The organism is Endozoicomonas acroporae (assembly GCF_002864045.1).
Lineage (GTDB): Bacteria > Pseudomonadota > Gammaproteobacteria > Pseudomonadales > Endozoicomonadaceae > Endozoicomonas > Endozoicomonas acroporae.
The window spans coordinates 1-16,534 of record NZ_PJPV01000026.1; the positions used below are offsets into that span (position 1 = coordinate 1).

A 16,534-nucleotide genomic window follows, 5' to 3' on the forward strand; every position below is an offset into this window, starting at 1 on the left:
TGGAATCGTATTTTCTGGCTAAGTGGGCAGTTACTATGCAAGGCACAACGTAGGGAGCATAGCCGTAGCTATGTGACCGTAGTTGTAACGCCGCAGAGTGACTGTCCACTTAGTCAGAAAATACGATTTCATTTTGTTAACTACTTATTTATGGGTTTTCTGCAAATGATCCAGCAACGCAACCCCACCCAGCTCAACCAGATTAAGTACCCGCTCAAATCCTTCGTTACCACCGTAGTAAGGATCCGGGACTTCAGAGACTGGCAGGTCAGCAAAATCAAGAAAAAGCTTCAGCTTACAGGCATGTTCCTGCGGGCAGATCTTTTGCAGGTTCTTCAGGTTCTCTCTATCCATAGCCAGAATATAATCCTGCTCAACAAAATCAGCAGAGATTACCTTGCGGGAGCGAATAAATGAAAGGTCATAACCGTGATCCGCAGCCTGCTGCATGGAACGGCTGTCTGGTAACCCGCCATCATGCCAGCCACTGGTGCCCGCTGAATCAACTCTGATACAGTCTGACAACCCTGCTTCGGCCACTTGGTGGGCAAACACACCATGGGCAGTGGGTGACCGACAGATATTTCCCAGACAGACGAACAGTACTTTTGTCATTCTGTTTATGCTCTGACCGTGGTTTCATTGGGCTCAGGACTGTCCAGTTCCTGCTCTCTTGCAAGCAATGCACGAACTGCCAGCAGATCCTGTTCCGTATCGACACCATGGGGCGGCGTTGCCACCGCTTCAGCCACATGAATACGATAGCCATGCCACATCAGTCGAAGCTGCTCAAGAGACTCCATGCTCTCAATCGGGCTGACACCCCAGGTCACATAATGATTCAGGAGTCCAACCCGATAGGCATAGATGCCAATGTGACGCTGAAAGCAGGCATCTGCCGACACTCTCTTTTCCTCCGTGGCAAAATCGTCCCGCGCCCAGGGAATGGGCGCACGACTGAAATAAAGCGCATACCCCCGGGCATCAGCAACCACCTTGACAATACCGGGATCGAAAATCTGCTCCACCCGGGTCAACGGGCTGGATAACGTAGCAGCCCCTGCCTCAGACGACAGCTGCAGATTTCTGGCCACCTGATTGATCACAGAGGGGGGAATCAGAGGTTCATCACCCTGCACATTGACAATGATTTCATCATCCTTCAGACCATAGATTCTGGCCACTTCCTGCAACCGGTCAGTACCAGAAGGATGTCCCGGCAGCGTCATGCATACCTCTGCGCCAAAACCTTCAGCCACCTTCAGAATACGCTCATCATCCGTAGCAATGATGACCTTCCTGGCGGCACTGGCCAGTGCCCGCTCATAAACATGCTGCATCATAGGCTTGCCCGCAATATCAGCCAGTGGCTTGCCCGGCAAACGGCTGGAAGCAAATCGGGCAGGTATTACAACGGTGAAGTCAGAGCCTTCAGCTGATAAAGAGCCTTCAGCTGGGAGAGAGCCTTCAGCCGATAAAGAGCCCTCAGCCGATAAAAAGCCTTGTGCCATCAGGACGCCTCATCCAAACGTTCATCAACGGTCAATGTGCGCGCCTCACCTTCGAGCATGACAGGAATACCGTCACGAACCGGATAAGCAAGACCGCAGGGTCTGCAAACCAGTTCCTGACGCTCTTTATTTGGCCGCACTTCCCCTTTACACAGTGGGCAGGCCAGAATTTCAAACAGCGTTTTATCCATCATTGTTCCTCAGCCATCAGCCAGCAAATACCGGCTTACGAGCTTCAATCATTGCCACCAGCTGCTCAATACATGAGTCCGATACACGGGTCGTCACCGGCAGATACCAGTGTCGGTGATCGGCAAAACCACTGCATTTAACGGCATCCTTGGCCGTCATAATTACCGGAAGATCGTCGTTAAAACAGATATCTTCCAGTGCAAATAAGTGGTGATCAGGATAAGGATGACCAATAACATCGTATCCCAAAGAGCGCAGTGTATTAAAAAAACGCTCCGGATTACCAATCCCTGCAACACCATGAACCCTGGTTTTATCGGGAATTGCTTGCGAAATACCCGTCATGCTGACCAGCGCCGAAGGTTCAAGGGAAAAACAGTACAGTTTTTCCCGCTCCATCGTGGTCAGCCCAAGCGAACTTGCCACTTCCTCAGCCTTCGCTGACACAGAAGTATGGTTGGTGTTGACCAGAATCATATCCACCTGGCTCATTCTTTCCGGTGGTTCCCGAAGCGGGCCTGCGGGCAGACACAGTTGGTTGCCAAGCAACCGGTCACCATCCAGAACCAATACTTCAATATGCCGTTGCAGATTATAGTGCTGCAATCCATCATCTGCGATGATCAGATTGCAGTCTGTCTGATCACAGAGATAGCGGGCCGCCTTTACACGATCAACGTCAACAATCAAAGGGACATGCAGCTGTCGGGCGAGCATCACCGGCTCATCCCCTGCCTTTGCCGGGTCAGAATCCGGCCGGACCGACAGGGGCATACCTCCGGTTTTTGCTCCAAATCCACGGCTGATAATCCCCGGCCGGTAGCCCCTTCGCTGAAACTCCCGTACAAGGGCGGCAACCAAAGGGGTTTTACCGGTTCCACCGACCGAAATATTACCCACCACAATGACCGGCACAGGCGAAGACCAGCGCGCTGCCTGCAGTAAACGCTGCTTTCTTCTCGCAGCCAGAAAGGAAAATAACCAGCTAAGTGGCTTGAGAAAGCGGGTCCAGCCACCGGAAGGAGCATACCAGGAGCCTGTGACCGACTGACTGAAGCGGGACCAGAGCTTCACTGAGCAGACTCGGTATCTTTTCGGGTGGTCATGCTCAGGTTGGTAAAACCCAGCTGCCCGGCAGCATCCATTGCCGTAACAACCGCCTGATAAGGCGTATTGGCGTCAGCGGTAATAATCAGGGGAATCTTGCTGTCTCCCTGGCTTACTTTCCCCAGTGCCCGCTTGAGTGTATCCAGCTGACCATTGACCAGCCCCTGACCGTCAACGGCAAAATCTCCAGACTTGCTGATGATGATCTCAATCTGCTTTGGCTGCTGCTGTAATACCTCTGCGGAGGATTCCGGCAAGTCAATGGCCAGATGCGTCTCCTTGGTGAAGGTGGTTGAGACCATAAAGAAAATCAGCAGCAGGAATACCACATCAATCAGGGGCGTCAGGTTGATCGACACCTCTTCCTGATTTATCTGTCGTCGGAAGTTCATTTTTTCCTGGCCTCACTGCCCAGAGCGGATGAAGAGCCCAGAGCGGATGAAGGGCCGTTAGCGGATGAAGAGCCCTTACGATCACCCTGCAGCACTTCCACCAGCTTGATGGCATCCTGCTCCATGGCAACCACCAGCTCATCAATGCGCCGGGTAAAATAGCGATGGAAAATCAGGGCCGGGATAGCTACGGTAAGACCGGCTGCTGTGGTAATGAGTGCCTTGGAAATCCCGCCAGCAAGAACACCGGCATTACCGGTGCCTTCAACCATCAGCACAGTAAAGACATCAATCATACCGATCACGGTTCCCAGCAAACCCAGCAGCGGAGTAATCGCGGCAATGGTCCCCAGGGTATTGAGATAACGCTCAAGGTCATGGATCACCTTGCCCGCCTGCTCTTCAATACTTTCCTTCATGATTTCCCGGCCGCTGCGGGCATTGGTCAGACCAGCGGCCAGAATCTCTCCCAGGGGCGACCCGGCTTTCAGCTGGTCAAGCTTGCGATTGTCCAATCCATTACTTTTGATCCACCTCCATACTTGAGAAAGGGTATTTTTCGGTGCAATGCGTGAGGGTCTCAACGTCCAGAGCCGCTCGAAGATGATTGCCATGGCAATGACTGAAGACAACAGGATAGGCACCATCAGCCAACCACCGGATTTCACCAGTTCGAACACAATAATCTTCCCTTATAATGACAAATTCATGATATCTGGCCCGGTTAATGTCAGGCATATCAGTTCCCGGCCAGTATGACTGTATCACAGAGATTAGCGCCATTTAAGCAGTAACTGATCGCTTTGGCAGAGCGTCAGCGCCACCAGTAGCGGGTGTGTGTTTTGCGGTAGGCTGAAACGGTCATATCACCGTTACCGAGCGTAAAAGAAAGTGAGCCGTCCGCAGCAGTATTAAAAATTTTCGCCCCCGAGCTTTGCGCACGGGCCAATGTTTCAGCGGCCGGATGACCGAAGCGATTGGCAAAGCCGGAGGAAAAAATAACCGCCCCGGGCTGAACAGCAGAGAGAAAGTCAGAACTACTGGAAAACCGGCTACCATGGTGAGCGGCCACCAGAACTCTGGATTCAAGCTCAGCACCCTGCTCTATTAAACGTTTCTCAACCCGTCCACTAATGTCTCCGGGCAGTAACAGACTGTCTGACCCTGCTGTCACTTTCAGGACACAGGATGCATCATTGCTGCGCCGATATTCACCACCGGCCAGCACCTGAAAATAAACCCCATCCCACTCCCAATGATCTCCGGATTGGCATTGCACCCAGTCTTGCTCAAAACCGGGCAGCCTGGTACCACTGATAACCGGTACATTCGGGTATCTGGACAGCAGTGATGGCAAACCACCTGAATGATCCTGGTCACCATGAGAAATGATAATGCGATCAATTTGGGCTACACCGGATTTGGACAGCGCCGGAAGAATCACGCTCTCTGCCGCTGACAATTTTTCCGAGAATCGGTCACCGGTGTCGTATACCAGAAGGTGCTGACGTGTTCTGATAAACACAGACAACCCTTGCCCTACATCCAAAACAGTGACCTCAGCCTGACCTGCCGGTATCTCAGGTGTTTTCGGGAACAACGAAGGCATCAGCATCACCGGGGCAAGCCAGCGCAAACGCAGAGTTACCGGAGCGATCAGCAACAGCATACCGGCCACAGCGAACAACAGGTCAACCCAGGTCAGGGCCTGCTGTGGTGGAATAAGCACCATCAAACCGGACACCCACTGCAGCCCCCATTGAAACCCTGTCACCAGATAATCCAGCCCAGCCATGATGAAACCGGCAGCCTCAGGCAACACAAACTGCACAATTGCGCTGAACAGCAGTAAGGGAACGACGGCAATGCCAATTAATGGGATGGCCAGAAGATTCACCAGGGGAGACAGTGGTGATACCGGCTGACCATTAAACAGCAGCAAAGGCGTCAACAGGGCAAACACCAGCCATTGCGGCTTAAACAGGGTTACCGGCCAGCCGGTCCTCTCCTTTCGGCCAACCATACCGAACAGCAGTGCGCCTGCGGCAATAAACGAGTACCAGAATCCATTGCTGGTTATGGCCAGAGGGTCAATGACAAGCACTGCCGCCAAAGCCAACAACCAAAGTGTGGCGGGAGAGGCTCTGATACCCAGCAAGGGTGCCAGTAATGCAGCAAATGTCATCACCAGGGCCCGTTGCACCGGCACACTGAACCCGGCCAACAAGGCATAAAACAACGCAAACAGCATACCTGTCAGCGCCTTGACCACGGGTAAGGGTACTCTCCGAAGTGGAATTCCCCCCAATCGCCCAACAATGGTGGCAAGGGAAAAGCCCAACCAGGCCATAAGACCGATATGCAGCCCGGAAATCACCATCAAATGGGTGGTTCCCGTCTCATTCAACATCTGCCATTGCTGAGTGTTGATTGCGGTTTTATCACCCAGCAGCAGTGCCGAGAAGATCCCTCTGTTGTTATCCGATACCGTGGAGTACAACCACTCTCTTAAAAGCGCCCTTACCTGATGAAGTCGATATATCCCGGTAACATGATTGTCGAGCAGTGATCCGGACTTCACATACCCCGTGGCCTGTATCCCCTGACGCAGCGCCCAGGCTTCATAATCGAACGCACCCGGGCTGGAAAAACCATGGGGCTGTCGCAACCTGACCGTTAACTGCCAGGTCTCTCCAGCCTGCAAATCCGGCGGTTCATACCAGCTGAGCCTGACCTTTTTGGCGTACAGACCAGACCCTGCATGACTGACTGCGAAATCAAAGCGCGCTGCCATGCCGTTTATCACCGGCAGACTGGCAATCTTTCCTTCGATATTGATATCCCGCCCATGTATACAGCCATCAAGGCGAGTGACAGCGTAATGCGTTGCATACCATGAGCTGGCAAGAGTACCCGCCAGCAGAGGCAGCAGCCACCAGCGGACCCGGGAAGCTCCGGCTGACGATAACCCCCACAGAAACAGAATGAACAGCGGCAGGCTGATCGACAGCAGTACTGACATGCCAAATGTCAATGAAACAAAACCACTGGCAAGTACGAAGATAAGTAACCCCCTTGCCGGTTTTATGGTCGTGTGCGTGTTATCCACGTAGTCTTGCCTACCATTTCAGTGCATAATCCAAGGCTTTACCTCATTCAAGGCACTGTTCTGCCCTGCCTTGAATGACCGCAATTGTGCTGTGGCATAATCAACCATTCTTTATTTGAAAAGTGGCATGTCATGGCCGATGAAAATCAGCAAGCATAGATGAATTTCAGTCTGGAAAAGCCAATCCCGAATCGATTGAAGGCAGCTGGCAAGACTTCCATACTGGAAAACTGGCAACCTCTGCAAACCATGAACTAAAGTCATAGCTCAGAGCATAATGAGTTGATGTCATGATAGCGGTAAGATAGTGAAAGGATATGGCGAAAAAACTGATTAAAAGGTATTTGCCGGAACCAAAAACCATCAAGGAACATCGCCACCTGCGGTTTCTGGGTTCTGCATTATATGATGCAAACCTGTGGCAACTGAATCGCCGCTCCGCTGCTGCCGCATTTTTTGTCGGCATATTTGTTGCGTTTATTCCCATGCCGTTCCAAATGATTCTGGCGGCATGTCTGGCCATTGTTTTCCGATGCAATCTGCCTCTTTCTGTCGCACTGGTCTGGATAACCAACCCATTGACCATGCCTGCCATATTCTATTTTACATACAAAATTGGCTGTTTTATCCTTCAGACACCGGTAAGTGCAGCTTCCTTTGAACTCACCGTACAAGGTCTGGGTGCCGGACTTGCTCGTGTGTGGAAGCCTCTTTATCTGGGATCGCTGGTATCAGGCGTTGTGCTCGGCTTTATCAGTTACCTGCTGATTCGAGCGGCCTGGCGCTGGAATGTTGTCAGCCACTGGCGCCAGAGAAACAAACGTCGCTCCCGACCCGATCCTTTCAACTAACCGCTATTCAAAAGTCTCTAGAGATAACAGCCCCATGCAAAGAAGTTTTCAAAAACGCCAGCCAAAACTGGAAGGTCGTGGTCTGCTTGAAGCTATCAGCACCGATGGCCCTCACAGCGACTGGCTGGGGATGCCGGATTACTACATCCATACCCTGACGGTTGCTGGTGAGGATTACAAATACCTGTCGGCCGACAAGCAACTGGATGTCAACGTTGGTGATACGGTGGTCTTCAGATATCAGGAAGTCGGCAAGACTGAAAACAAGGAAAAGCGCATTGATAAGCGCTCCCTTGGTCTCTACATTGACCCAAGCCAATACCTTCAGGAAACGCCCTGAAGCCTGCCTGCCGGGCCGTCTGACCGGGTAAACCCTGCGTCCGGACGGCTGGTAACTGTCGGCAAAATCACTCTGAATTTGAGTATCACCTCTGGCGCATCAAGCCGCTGGTTTCCGGGCTATAAACCACTTTTGAATGGTTGACTGAAACCAATTTAAGCAACACGCGGAACTATATGACTCAAAAGCAGACTAAGTGTTTATTGACTGTGTTTTATGAGTACCTGACAGCAGCAAATCCCTGACAATATACAATTTCGGAATATCAATTTTAAAAAATAAAAAATCACAATATTTTAAGTCAATCTGTGGTTGACCATATCCGGTAAAAGTGACCATTAACCATGTTATTTAATAGAAATCACACAGGCAGCCATAAGCAAAAGCATACAAGCCCTCGTTATATTAAGTTGATTGCCAGGCTCGCCATTATCTTTGCCGTTTTAACCACAAAAATGGCCTACTGTGACATTGAGCATACGCAAAACAAAAGTCTGAGATATTCCGTTGCCAGGCGTGCAGTCCCCATATTAACCGAGACGCTGTTTTCAATTGAGAGGCTTCATGAACAATCACCGATGCTGTCATGGGTGTTTAAAAGCAGCCTGCTACAGGCATTTCAGGCAGCATCTCGAATCAACAATCTGTATATCATCTCTTACCGGGATATCAAGGCACTAAACGATTATGCCAAAACCACTAAACATGGTTATTACGAGTTATCCTTCAAAGGCAAGAGAATTTATTTTATCGCTAATGCAGATATCGCCAATCAGATCATCGCTCTTGAAGGACAAGAGCACAACCTTCATACCCACAGAAGACTGCTGAGTGCGCAAAACTGGTTTCTGCTGGAAAACAATCCTGTAGCTGCAAGGGATATGCATCACCATAGCTATGGAAGCAAGCAGGCGGCACTCTTTCAGCAGGCGTTTGAAAGGCTGCAACAGCTGCCAGATACCTCTATGTTATTAACAAACCAGCAAACCTCAGACTTCGTATATGGCGAGAAAGCTGCCGATCTGATCAGCAATCTGTTAACCCAGATATATTTTCAAATACTGTTTTCCAATGTCTCTCCAGAATACCCCGTTAATAGAAACATTCAGCAGCAGGTTAATCAACATTATTACCAGATAAAGCGTCTTTACGATCAGCTGGAAGTGCATACCGGAAAATACGATTTAAAAGCCAATCATTTCATTCATGGCAACAGCTTATTTGCAAAAGATCACCCTTACACCAATATTCAAACATTAGAACAGTTTTACAAAGTGCTCTGTTGGTTATATGACGAGCCTCTAATGCCGAGCATTCATTCTGGCACCCACCAGTCCACCAGAGAAACTTTGGCAACAAGAACAGTCGAGCTATTAAGAAAAAATAATGCAGCCGTGCTGCCCGTATTTGCCCCCTCCCTGACACAGGACCTTGAAGAGGTGTCACCAGAGGAAGCCATCAACATTATTTTCAATTTATTATCCTGGATTGATAATTCATTGAACATCAGTAATACAGCGACAAATTTTGTTATTCACATCGCTGAACATCATCAAAACCAGCACCTTCTTGATATGCATCAGCTATTCGCTGATGAAGTCCACAACCTGCGCGCCCTGGCAACGCTGTTTCCCAGAAAAGTGAACCGCCCCTTTCGGGTAACAACCAGATCAGAAACAGAAAACCACCAGATACATTTTCAACCGGATGATATGATACTGATTACCAACGCCATCAAAGGGCACGCCTTTGGCTATGAGCCCAGAAAATGCCCATCAAAGCCATACAGTGTTTATATTCTTCCTGAGTTTCTCCAGTATTTTTTTGCGAATTATCACGCCCGATATGCTGCTCGCCCAAAACTGATTCCAAACAGTACAAGCTGGTTCTGGAATAAGCTGGAAGTTACTCCACTAGTTCTGGAACCATCGCTTAATGTAACTGAACAGTAATTTATCAGGCTGTCTCAGTTACTATCCATGCAAACTAACCTGAGCCAGATCCATTAACTCACGGTTGGCAACGGCAAACATGGCCAGATCGGCCTGTGGCGCACTGCGTATATCGGCCAGCATATTCTGCCAGCGGGCTACCAGGGCATGGTTATCCATAATCCATTTATCAATGGTTTGCTCAATGGGTACGCCATCCTGCGCCATGGTGATGAGCCCTTCGGATAATTTACGCTGTTGCCAGCTCAGTTCGTCCCTAGCGCTGTCCCGTGCCAGAGACTGCCAGTGATTAGTCACCTCCAGTTGCGACAGGGCATTACCATACCAGGTCAGCTCCAGGCGAGAACCTATGGTAAAGAAAGTCCTGATGGCCAACTCCAGGGGAACCCCGGTTTCGTCGGCTACCCTGATCACGGGCAACACACTCAACAGATAACGCTGCCCGGCAACCACCAGAGCCAGCGCCTGTGGAACGCCTTGTGCAACCATACTGTCAACGGCCTTGTCCAACTCTGCCTTTTCTTCTTCACCAAGGGATTCGGTAAAACAGGAGAGGAATTTCTCCACCCTGGGCCCATAATGTTCAACACACTCGGCCGGTATCAGATCCTGACGCTTCAGGCGGATAAACCAGCGGGTAGTCCGCCTCGCCAGCTTGATCAATGCGCCCATCATCCGGTACTGCAATGCACTGGAAACCTTATGATCCAATTGCTCAATCATCATCCAGTAACGGGAAACATTAAACACATCACGACTGGCACTGAAGGCACGGGCGATTTCGGCCGATGACGCCCCCGTGGTCATTTGCAGCCGATAAACAAACGTAATCCCCATCATATCAATCAGATGATTGGCAATCTGGGTAGAGATAATCTCCTTGCGCAGACGATGTTTTCTGATCTCCTCCGGAAAGCGGTCCACCAGAATCCGGGGAAAGGCACTGTATAATTCCCGGGTAAGATATCGATCATCAATCACTGTCGAGTTCAGTAACGCTTCTTTCAGGTCAGCTTTACTGTATGAAATCAACAGCGACAGTTCCGGCCGGGTTAACCCCTGCCCATTAGCGGCCCGTTCGGCCATCGCTTCATTATCCGGCAAAAACTCAATGGTTCTGTCCAGCTTACCCCGTTCCTCAAGGTGCTGCATAAAACGACGATACTCGCCCATTCTTGAGGCAACATCCGATTCAACCACAGAAATCGCCTGGGTCTGACGGTAGTTATTGGTCAATACCAGGGCGGCCACTTCATCGGTCATGCTTTCCAGCAGCTGGTTTCGCTGTTTAATGGTCATATCGCCATTGGCGACCATATCATTCAGAAGAATCTTGATATTGACCTCATGATCAGAACAGTCAACGCCACCGGAATTATCGATAAAGTCGGTATTCAACCCACCGCCCTGCAGCGCATATTCCATACGCCCCAGTTGACTCAGCCCAAGATTCCCCCCTTCCCCGACCACACTGGCCTGAACTTCACAACCATTAATTCTCAGTGGGTCATTGGCCTTATCCCCCACGTCGCTGTGGGTTTCGTTCATTGACTTGATATAGGTACCGATACCGCCATTCCATAACAGATCAACCGGGGCCCGTAACATACAGCGAATCAACTCATTGGGGGGCAGATGACTGGCGGTAATACCAAAGCGCTCCTTCATTTCAGGACTGATGGCGATTGACTTTGCCTGGCGGGAAAAAACGCCCCCGCCCTCAGAAATAAGACTGGTGTCGTAGTCTGCCCAGCTGGAACGAGGCAATTCAAACAGACGACGACGCTCGGCAAAACTCTGATAAACATCCGGGTTGGGATCAACAAAAATATGCAGATGATTGAATGCACCGATTAAAGCAATGGTTTCGGAGCACAACATACCATTGCCAAAAACATCTCCGCCCATATCGCCAATACCAATGGTAGAGATCACATCCTGCTGGACATGTATCCCTTTTTCCCGGAAGTGTCTCTGCACCGAAACCCAGGCACCTCTGGCGGTAATCCCCATCTTCTTGTGGTCATAACCCACACTGCCCCCGGAAGCAAAGGCATCCCCCAGCCAGAAGTTGTAATCCTGTGCAATGCCGTTGGCGATATCGGAAAACGTTGCCGTGCCTTTATCCGCGGCCACCACCAGATAACTGTCACTGTCGTCATACATCACCACGCCATCCGGATGAACCACGTCACCTTCCACCAGGTTATCGGTGATATCCAGCAGTCCTCTGATAAAGGTTTTATAACAGCGAATCCCCTCTTCCATTATCGCTTCCCGACTGCCATCAACCGGTAACTGTTTGGGCACAAAACCGCCTTTGGCACCAACGGGGACAATAAGGGCATTTTTCACCTGCTGGGCCTTGACCAGTCCAAGAATTTCCGTTCTGAAATCTTCCACCCGGTCAGACCAGCGCAAACCGCCACGGGCCACCTTGCCCCCTCTCAGGTGAACACCTTCGACAATGGGCGAGTAGACAAAAATTTCATACAGTGGCACCGGTTTGGGAATGTCCGGTATCTCCCTCGCCGCCATTTTCAGGGAGATATAGGACTTGGCACTTCCTTCGTCATCCTGCTGATAAAAGTTGGTTCGCTGTGTTGCCTTGATCACATCCTGATAACAGCGGATAAGCTTGTCTTCACTCAACACTTCCACCTGATCAAGCCCATGGAGAATTTGCTGCTGAATATGCTGCTGACGGGCAAGGCGCTGTGTTATGGACAGTTTCAGCCCGGGGTTGAAGCGAACCTCAAACAACGCCACCAACAATCGGGCAATCTCAATGTTATTGCACAACGTTTCGGCAATATAAGTCTGACTGAAACCGACACGAATCTGCTTCATATAACGTGCATAAGCCCGCAGCATGGCAACCTGCCGCCAACTCAGGCCAGCGGATAATACCAGCCGGTTGAACCGGTCATTTTCCGCCTCCCCGAACCAGATTTTTTCAAACGCTTCCCGGAAGGTGGGACCCACTTTTTGCAGATCAATCGTAATTCGTGCATCGAAACTTAATTGAAAGTCATGAATCCAGATGGTCTCACCGGAAGCGGTGTTAATCAGATAGGGATACTCACCGAGCACACGCAGACCCAGGTTTTCAATAATTGGAATCTGGTCAGCTAACGGCAGGGGCTCGATAAAATGGTACAGCTTCAGGTGAACCAGCCCGGCGGCATCGTCCAGTGACTGGTAAAACCCCATGGCCAGCGGCCGGTCATTGTCCATTTTTTCGAAATGGCGAATATCCGTCACCGCTGACTGGGGCTTGAACGCTTCCTGATAGGCGGCACTGAACCCATCGGAGAACCTTGCCAGCAGTTTATTCCCCCGCACTTCGCCAAAGGTTTCCAGCACCTCTGTCCTGAGGTCATCATTCCAGGATGATCCCGCAAGCATGATCTCCCGGGTAATCACATCCAGATTGTAATCAATCCGCCCTTTCAACTTGAACACGAAATGAACTCTGGCCAGGATCGACTCAGAAAAATAGGTGGTAAACTCGCTGTCTTCTGCCTCCAGTCGGTGACAGAGAATGTTTTCCACCCGCCGACGGAAGCGGGTACTGTAGATATCCCTTGGCACATAGACCAGCGCTGAACAGAATGGCCCGTAGGGATCCTGCCGGATAAAGACTTTTATCTGTTTCCGCTCCTGCATTCGCAGGATTGACATGGCGGTCTGAAAAAGTTCGTCCTGACTGGTCTGAAACAGTTCATCCCTGGGAAAAATCTCCAGTATCTGCACCAGGTCTTTGCCATGATGGCTTTTGGGGTCCAGGCCAGAGCGTTGCAGGATCGCCGACACCTTGTTACGGATATAGGGAATGGCATAGGGCGTCTTGCGATACACCGGAGAGGTGTAGAGACCAACAATACGTGCCTCACCCACAATGCGCCCCTGCTCATCAAAGCGTCGCACAGTAATAAAGTCAGGATAGGCAGGCCGGTGAACACTGGAGCGGACAGAAGCTTTGGAGAACGAGAGCCGCTCGGTCAGCTCAAACAGGTCATGTTCAATAAAGGGTTCCAGTGACAGCTGACCGGGCTGGCCTTCATTGGCAGGTTTCAACAACCCAAACAGTGACTCCGACGGTCTTCTCAGACGACGACTGCCTTCATGTTCTGTGACAATCAGTTCTTCGTAACCCAGGAAGGTGAAATTATCATCCAGCAGCCATTCCAGAAATGCCTGAACCTCATCGTCTTTTTTCAGCAAGCCGCCCGGCATAGCCCCCGGCTCTCCGGCCATAGCCGCCAGCCTTTTCACCCGTCCGGTCATTTCATCGAAGTCATCGACAACACGACTGACATCTCTCAGCACCGCATTTAATTGGCTCTCCAGCTGGTCCAGTTGACTCTGGTCCTCACAACGGTCGATTTCGAGATAAACAAAGGCCTCCTGGCAGACAAACTCCCCATCCCCCCTTTCATCCCCAAACTGCAAGGTCATGTCTGCGGCACGCCGGGAATAGAAGACGCCATTGCGCAATAAATGAATGGTTGAGCCATAATCGTTCAGCTTCATCCTGAGCGAGTCCACCACAAAAGGCATATCCCGATGGAGGATTCGGATGACCGTATGGGTTGAGTGCCAGCCATGCATGTTATATTCCGGATTGATAACCTCAATGCGCGGCTGGCCCGGATTATGGTATTGAATAAACTTCCAGAATGAGTGGGTAGCGCCCAGCAGTTCCTGCCAGTTGCCGGATACCAGATCCTCATGGGTATCCAGTGAGTAATACCGATAGACAAACTCATGAAAGCTATCCAGCTGCTCTACCGGAATATGGGTAGCCAGATCACTGATCAGTTTATCCAGAGTTTCTTCACGCTCCTGACTATTTAACTGCCCCATCCCTGGCCTCTCCATTTTGAATAGATATCTGTTTTAAAATCCATGTACTAGACCATCGGCCTTGGCAAACCTATATTGAAGGGCGCTGTCGAAAATAAGGCCTTTAAGTAATTAACCGTAAAGCATTCGACAAGACACAGGGATGGGACTTATCAATAGTGCAAATGACTTGTAGAATTTCCAGACTGAAAAGTGGTGCCATGCACTCTCTTTAAAGACGCAGACAGATTGCCAGGTTGAAAAAAATGTCATCAAGCCACTGTTTTACCCAATTCAGTCAGCTGAAAAACTACCTCTCCAGCACCATCATTGGCCAGGAACATCTGGTTAACCGCCTGTTAATCACCCTGCTGGCTGACGGACACCTGCTGGTTGAAGGTGCCCCCGGCCTGGCCAAGACCAGGGCGGTTAAAGCACTGTCCGATGGCCTGGATGCCGATTTCCACAGAATCCAGTTTACCCCTGACCTGCTGCCTGCCGATGTCACCGGCACCGACATCTATCTGCCGGAAGATGGCAGCTTCCGGTTTCAGCCCGGCCCGATTTTTCACAACCTGATTCTGGCGGACGAGATCAACCGCGCACCGGCCAAAGTTCAGTCTTCATTACTGGAAGCCATGGCCGAGCGGCAGGTCAGTGTTGGCCAGAAAACCTACCCATTGCCTGAGGTCTTTATGGTGATGGCCACCCAGAACCCCATTGAACAGGAAGGCACTTACCCATTGCCGGAGGCCCAGCTGGATCGCTTTATCATGCATGTCTGGGTGGGCTATCCCGATGTGGCAGCAGAGCGGGCGATTCTGAAACTGGCCAGGGGAGAAGCCATGCAGACACCGGTTGAGCGCCCCCAATCCCCGCTCACCCAGGAAGAAATTCTGCAGGCCCGCCAGGCAGTGCTGGCCGTGCATATGGAGCCATCGGTTGAGGAATACATTGTTCAGTTAATTGATGCCAGCCGCCACCCGGAACGTTACAGCGATCAACTCTCAGGATGGCTGGATTACGGTGCCAGCCCCAGGGGTACCATTGCCCTTGATCGCTGTGCCCGCGCTTATGCCTGGCTGGATGGCCGTGATTATGTCACCCCTGATGATGTTCAGTCGATCGCCCACGACGTGCTGCGCCATCGCCTGCTGCTAACCTTTGAAGCCGAAGCCGAGGGTAAGGATGCAGACCAGATCATCAACCAGCTATTAGACATCGTTCCCATCGCCTGAACTGATTCACACATGCATTTAAAAGGGCTATCAGAGACAAGCCATGAGTGGAGCCTACTGTACATTACAGAGCCTGGTTAATCTGCGGTTGTCGGCCAGGGACCTGCCTTTGTTTCGCCAGGGACGCAGCCAGCGTCAGATGCTGGGTAACTCCCGTTCCCCGTTCAAGGGCCGTGGTATCGACTTTGAAGAAGTCAGGGCCTATCAGTTCGGGGATGATATCCGTTCCATCGACTGGCGGGTCACGGCCCGGAGAATGAAGCCGCACACCAAAGTATTTCGGGAAGAGCGGGAGCGGCCGGTGATGATTTTGCTCGACCAGAGCCATGCCATGTTCTTTGGCAGCCAATTGAACTTCAAATCCGTCACTGCGGCGGAAATCTCCGCTCTGATTGCCTGGGCCACCCTTAACCATGGTGACCGGATTGGCGGTGTTATTTTCAATGAACATGAGCTGAATGAAACACGACCAAAGCGTTCCAGAAAAACGCTGATGCACTGGCTTAACCAGACGGAACGGATGAACCGGAAACTCCGCCTTGCCTCCATAGCCAGTATGGATGCAGAACATGGGCTGGCCAGAACCCTCAGGCACACCCGGCGAGTGGCACATCCCGGCACCCAGATATTTCTGATTAGCGATTTCAGTCATGTTAATAAAGAGTCCGAACAGCATCTGGCTCAGCTGGCCCGGCACAATGAACTGATGGCGATCAAAGTGAACGACCCTCTGGAGCAGCATCTGCCAACTCCGGATCAATACCGGATCACCGATGGCATGCACAACCTGTCGGTGAACACCGGCCACCCTCAGCTGCGCCAGCAGTTCCATCAGCAGTATCTGACGCACCATGAACAGCTGACGCAGATGCTGGCACGGTATCGTATCCCGCTGCTGGAGATTAATTGTGCCACACCCTCCGCGCAGCAGTTGTTGGGGCTGTATGGTGTCAGGACGAACAGCAGGGAGCTGGCTCAGTGAAGAGATATTTGG

The 16,534-nt window shown here is 51.1% G+C and carries 13 protein-coding genes; 5 read left to right on the forward strand and 8 right to left on the reverse strand.

Annotated features, from left to right (window positions below):
* Positions 1 to 144 precede the first annotated feature (144 nt).
* The 7 genes from CX664_RS04675 to CX664_RS04705 form a co-directional block, all read right to left on the reverse strand.
* Entirely contained in the window at positions 145 to 615 is a 471-nt protein-coding gene (locus tag CX664_RS04675; protein WP_101745616.1) for a low molecular weight protein-tyrosine-phosphatase, read from the reverse strand.
* A gap of 5 nt (positions 616 to 620) precedes the next feature.
* Positions 621 to 1,511, reverse strand: coding sequence for a 3-deoxy-manno-octulosonate cytidylyltransferase (kdsB, locus tag CX664_RS04680; RefSeq protein ID WP_101745617.1), 891 nt, complete (start codon positions 1,509 to 1,511; stop codon positions 621 to 623).
* Positions 1,511 to 1,702, reverse strand: coding sequence for a Trm112 family protein (locus tag CX664_RS04685; protein ID WP_066015636.1), 192 nt, complete (start codon positions 1,700 to 1,702; stop codon positions 1,511 to 1,513). Before CX664_RS04685 ends, kdsB begins: the two co-directional genes overlap by 1 nt.
* 16 nt (positions 1,703 to 1,718) lie before the next feature.
* Positions 1,719 to 2,777 (reverse strand): tetraacyldisaccharide 4'-kinase, encoded by a 1,059-nt coding sequence (gene lpxK / locus CX664_RS04690; RefSeq protein WP_101745618.1) that lies wholly within the window; start codon positions 2,775 to 2,777, stop codon positions 1,719 to 1,721.
* The gene (locus tag CX664_RS04695; RefSeq protein WP_101745619.1) at positions 2,774 to 3,202 is read right to left on the reverse strand and encodes an ExbD/TolR family protein; all 429 of its coding nucleotides are present in this window, start codon (positions 3,200 to 3,202) and stop codon (positions 2,774 to 2,776) included. Before CX664_RS04695 ends, lpxK begins: the two co-directional genes overlap by 4 nt.
* A complete protein-coding gene (locus CX664_RS04700) occupies positions 3,199 to 3,882 on the reverse strand; it encodes a MotA/TolQ/ExbB proton channel family protein (protein ID WP_101745620.1) in 684 nt (227 codons plus the stop codon). The genes CX664_RS04695 and CX664_RS04700 overlap by 4 nt, the downstream gene beginning before the upstream one ends.
* Before the next feature lie 134 nt (positions 3,883 to 4,016).
* The gene (locus tag CX664_RS04705) at positions 4,017 to 6,311 is read right to left on the reverse strand and encodes a DNA internalization-related competence protein ComEC/Rec2 (RefSeq protein ID WP_145999819.1); all 2,295 of its coding nucleotides are present in this window, start codon (positions 6,309 to 6,311) and stop codon (positions 4,017 to 4,019) included.
* A gap of 317 nt (positions 6,312 to 6,628) precedes the next feature.
* On the opposite strand from CX664_RS04705, the gene CX664_RS04710 reads away from it, so the two are divergent.
* The 3 genes from CX664_RS04710 to CX664_RS04720 all read left to right on the forward strand — a co-directional run bounded on the left by CX664_RS04710 (position 6,629) and on the right by CX664_RS04720 (position 9,454).
* Positions 6,629 to 7,162, forward strand: coding sequence for a DUF2062 domain-containing protein (locus CX664_RS04710; protein ID WP_101745622.1), 534 nt, complete (start codon positions 6,629 to 6,631; stop codon positions 7,160 to 7,162).
* Between the two features lie 34 nt (positions 7,163 to 7,196).
* The gene (locus CX664_RS04715; protein ID WP_101745623.1) at positions 7,197 to 7,502 is read left to right on the forward strand and encodes a hypothetical protein; all 306 of its coding nucleotides are present in this window, start codon (positions 7,197 to 7,199) and stop codon (positions 7,500 to 7,502) included.
* Between the two features lie 344 nt (positions 7,503 to 7,846).
* Positions 7,847 to 9,454 carry a cytochrome P450 family protein gene (locus tag CX664_RS04720; RefSeq protein ID WP_101745624.1) on the forward strand — a complete coding sequence of 536 codons (1,608 nt, stop codon included), beginning with the start codon at positions 7,847 to 7,849 and terminating at the stop codon, positions 9,452 to 9,454.
* Between the two features lie 21 nt (positions 9,455 to 9,475).
* Here the strand turns inward: CX664_RS04720 and CX664_RS04725 are convergent, their stop codons facing one another.
* Positions 9,476 to 14,323, reverse strand: a complete 4,848-nt coding sequence (locus CX664_RS04725) for an NAD-glutamate dehydrogenase (protein WP_101745625.1) — start codon at positions 14,321 to 14,323, stop codon at positions 9,476 to 9,478.
* Between the two features lie 245 nt (positions 14,324 to 14,568).
* Between CX664_RS04725 and CX664_RS04730 the strand changes: the two genes are divergently transcribed.
* Both CX664_RS04730 and CX664_RS04735 read left to right on the forward strand, forming a co-directional pair.
* On the forward strand, positions 14,569 to 15,540 hold the full coding sequence (locus tag CX664_RS04730; protein WP_101745626.1) for an AAA family ATPase: 972 nt from the start codon (positions 14,569 to 14,571) through the stop codon (positions 15,538 to 15,540).
* Positions 15,541 to 15,583: 43 nt separating this feature from the next.
* Positions 15,584 to 16,522, forward strand: coding sequence for a DUF58 domain-containing protein (locus tag CX664_RS04735; protein WP_101745627.1), 939 nt, complete (start codon positions 15,584 to 15,586; stop codon positions 16,520 to 16,522).
* Positions 16,523 to 16,534: the final 12 nt, after the last annotated feature.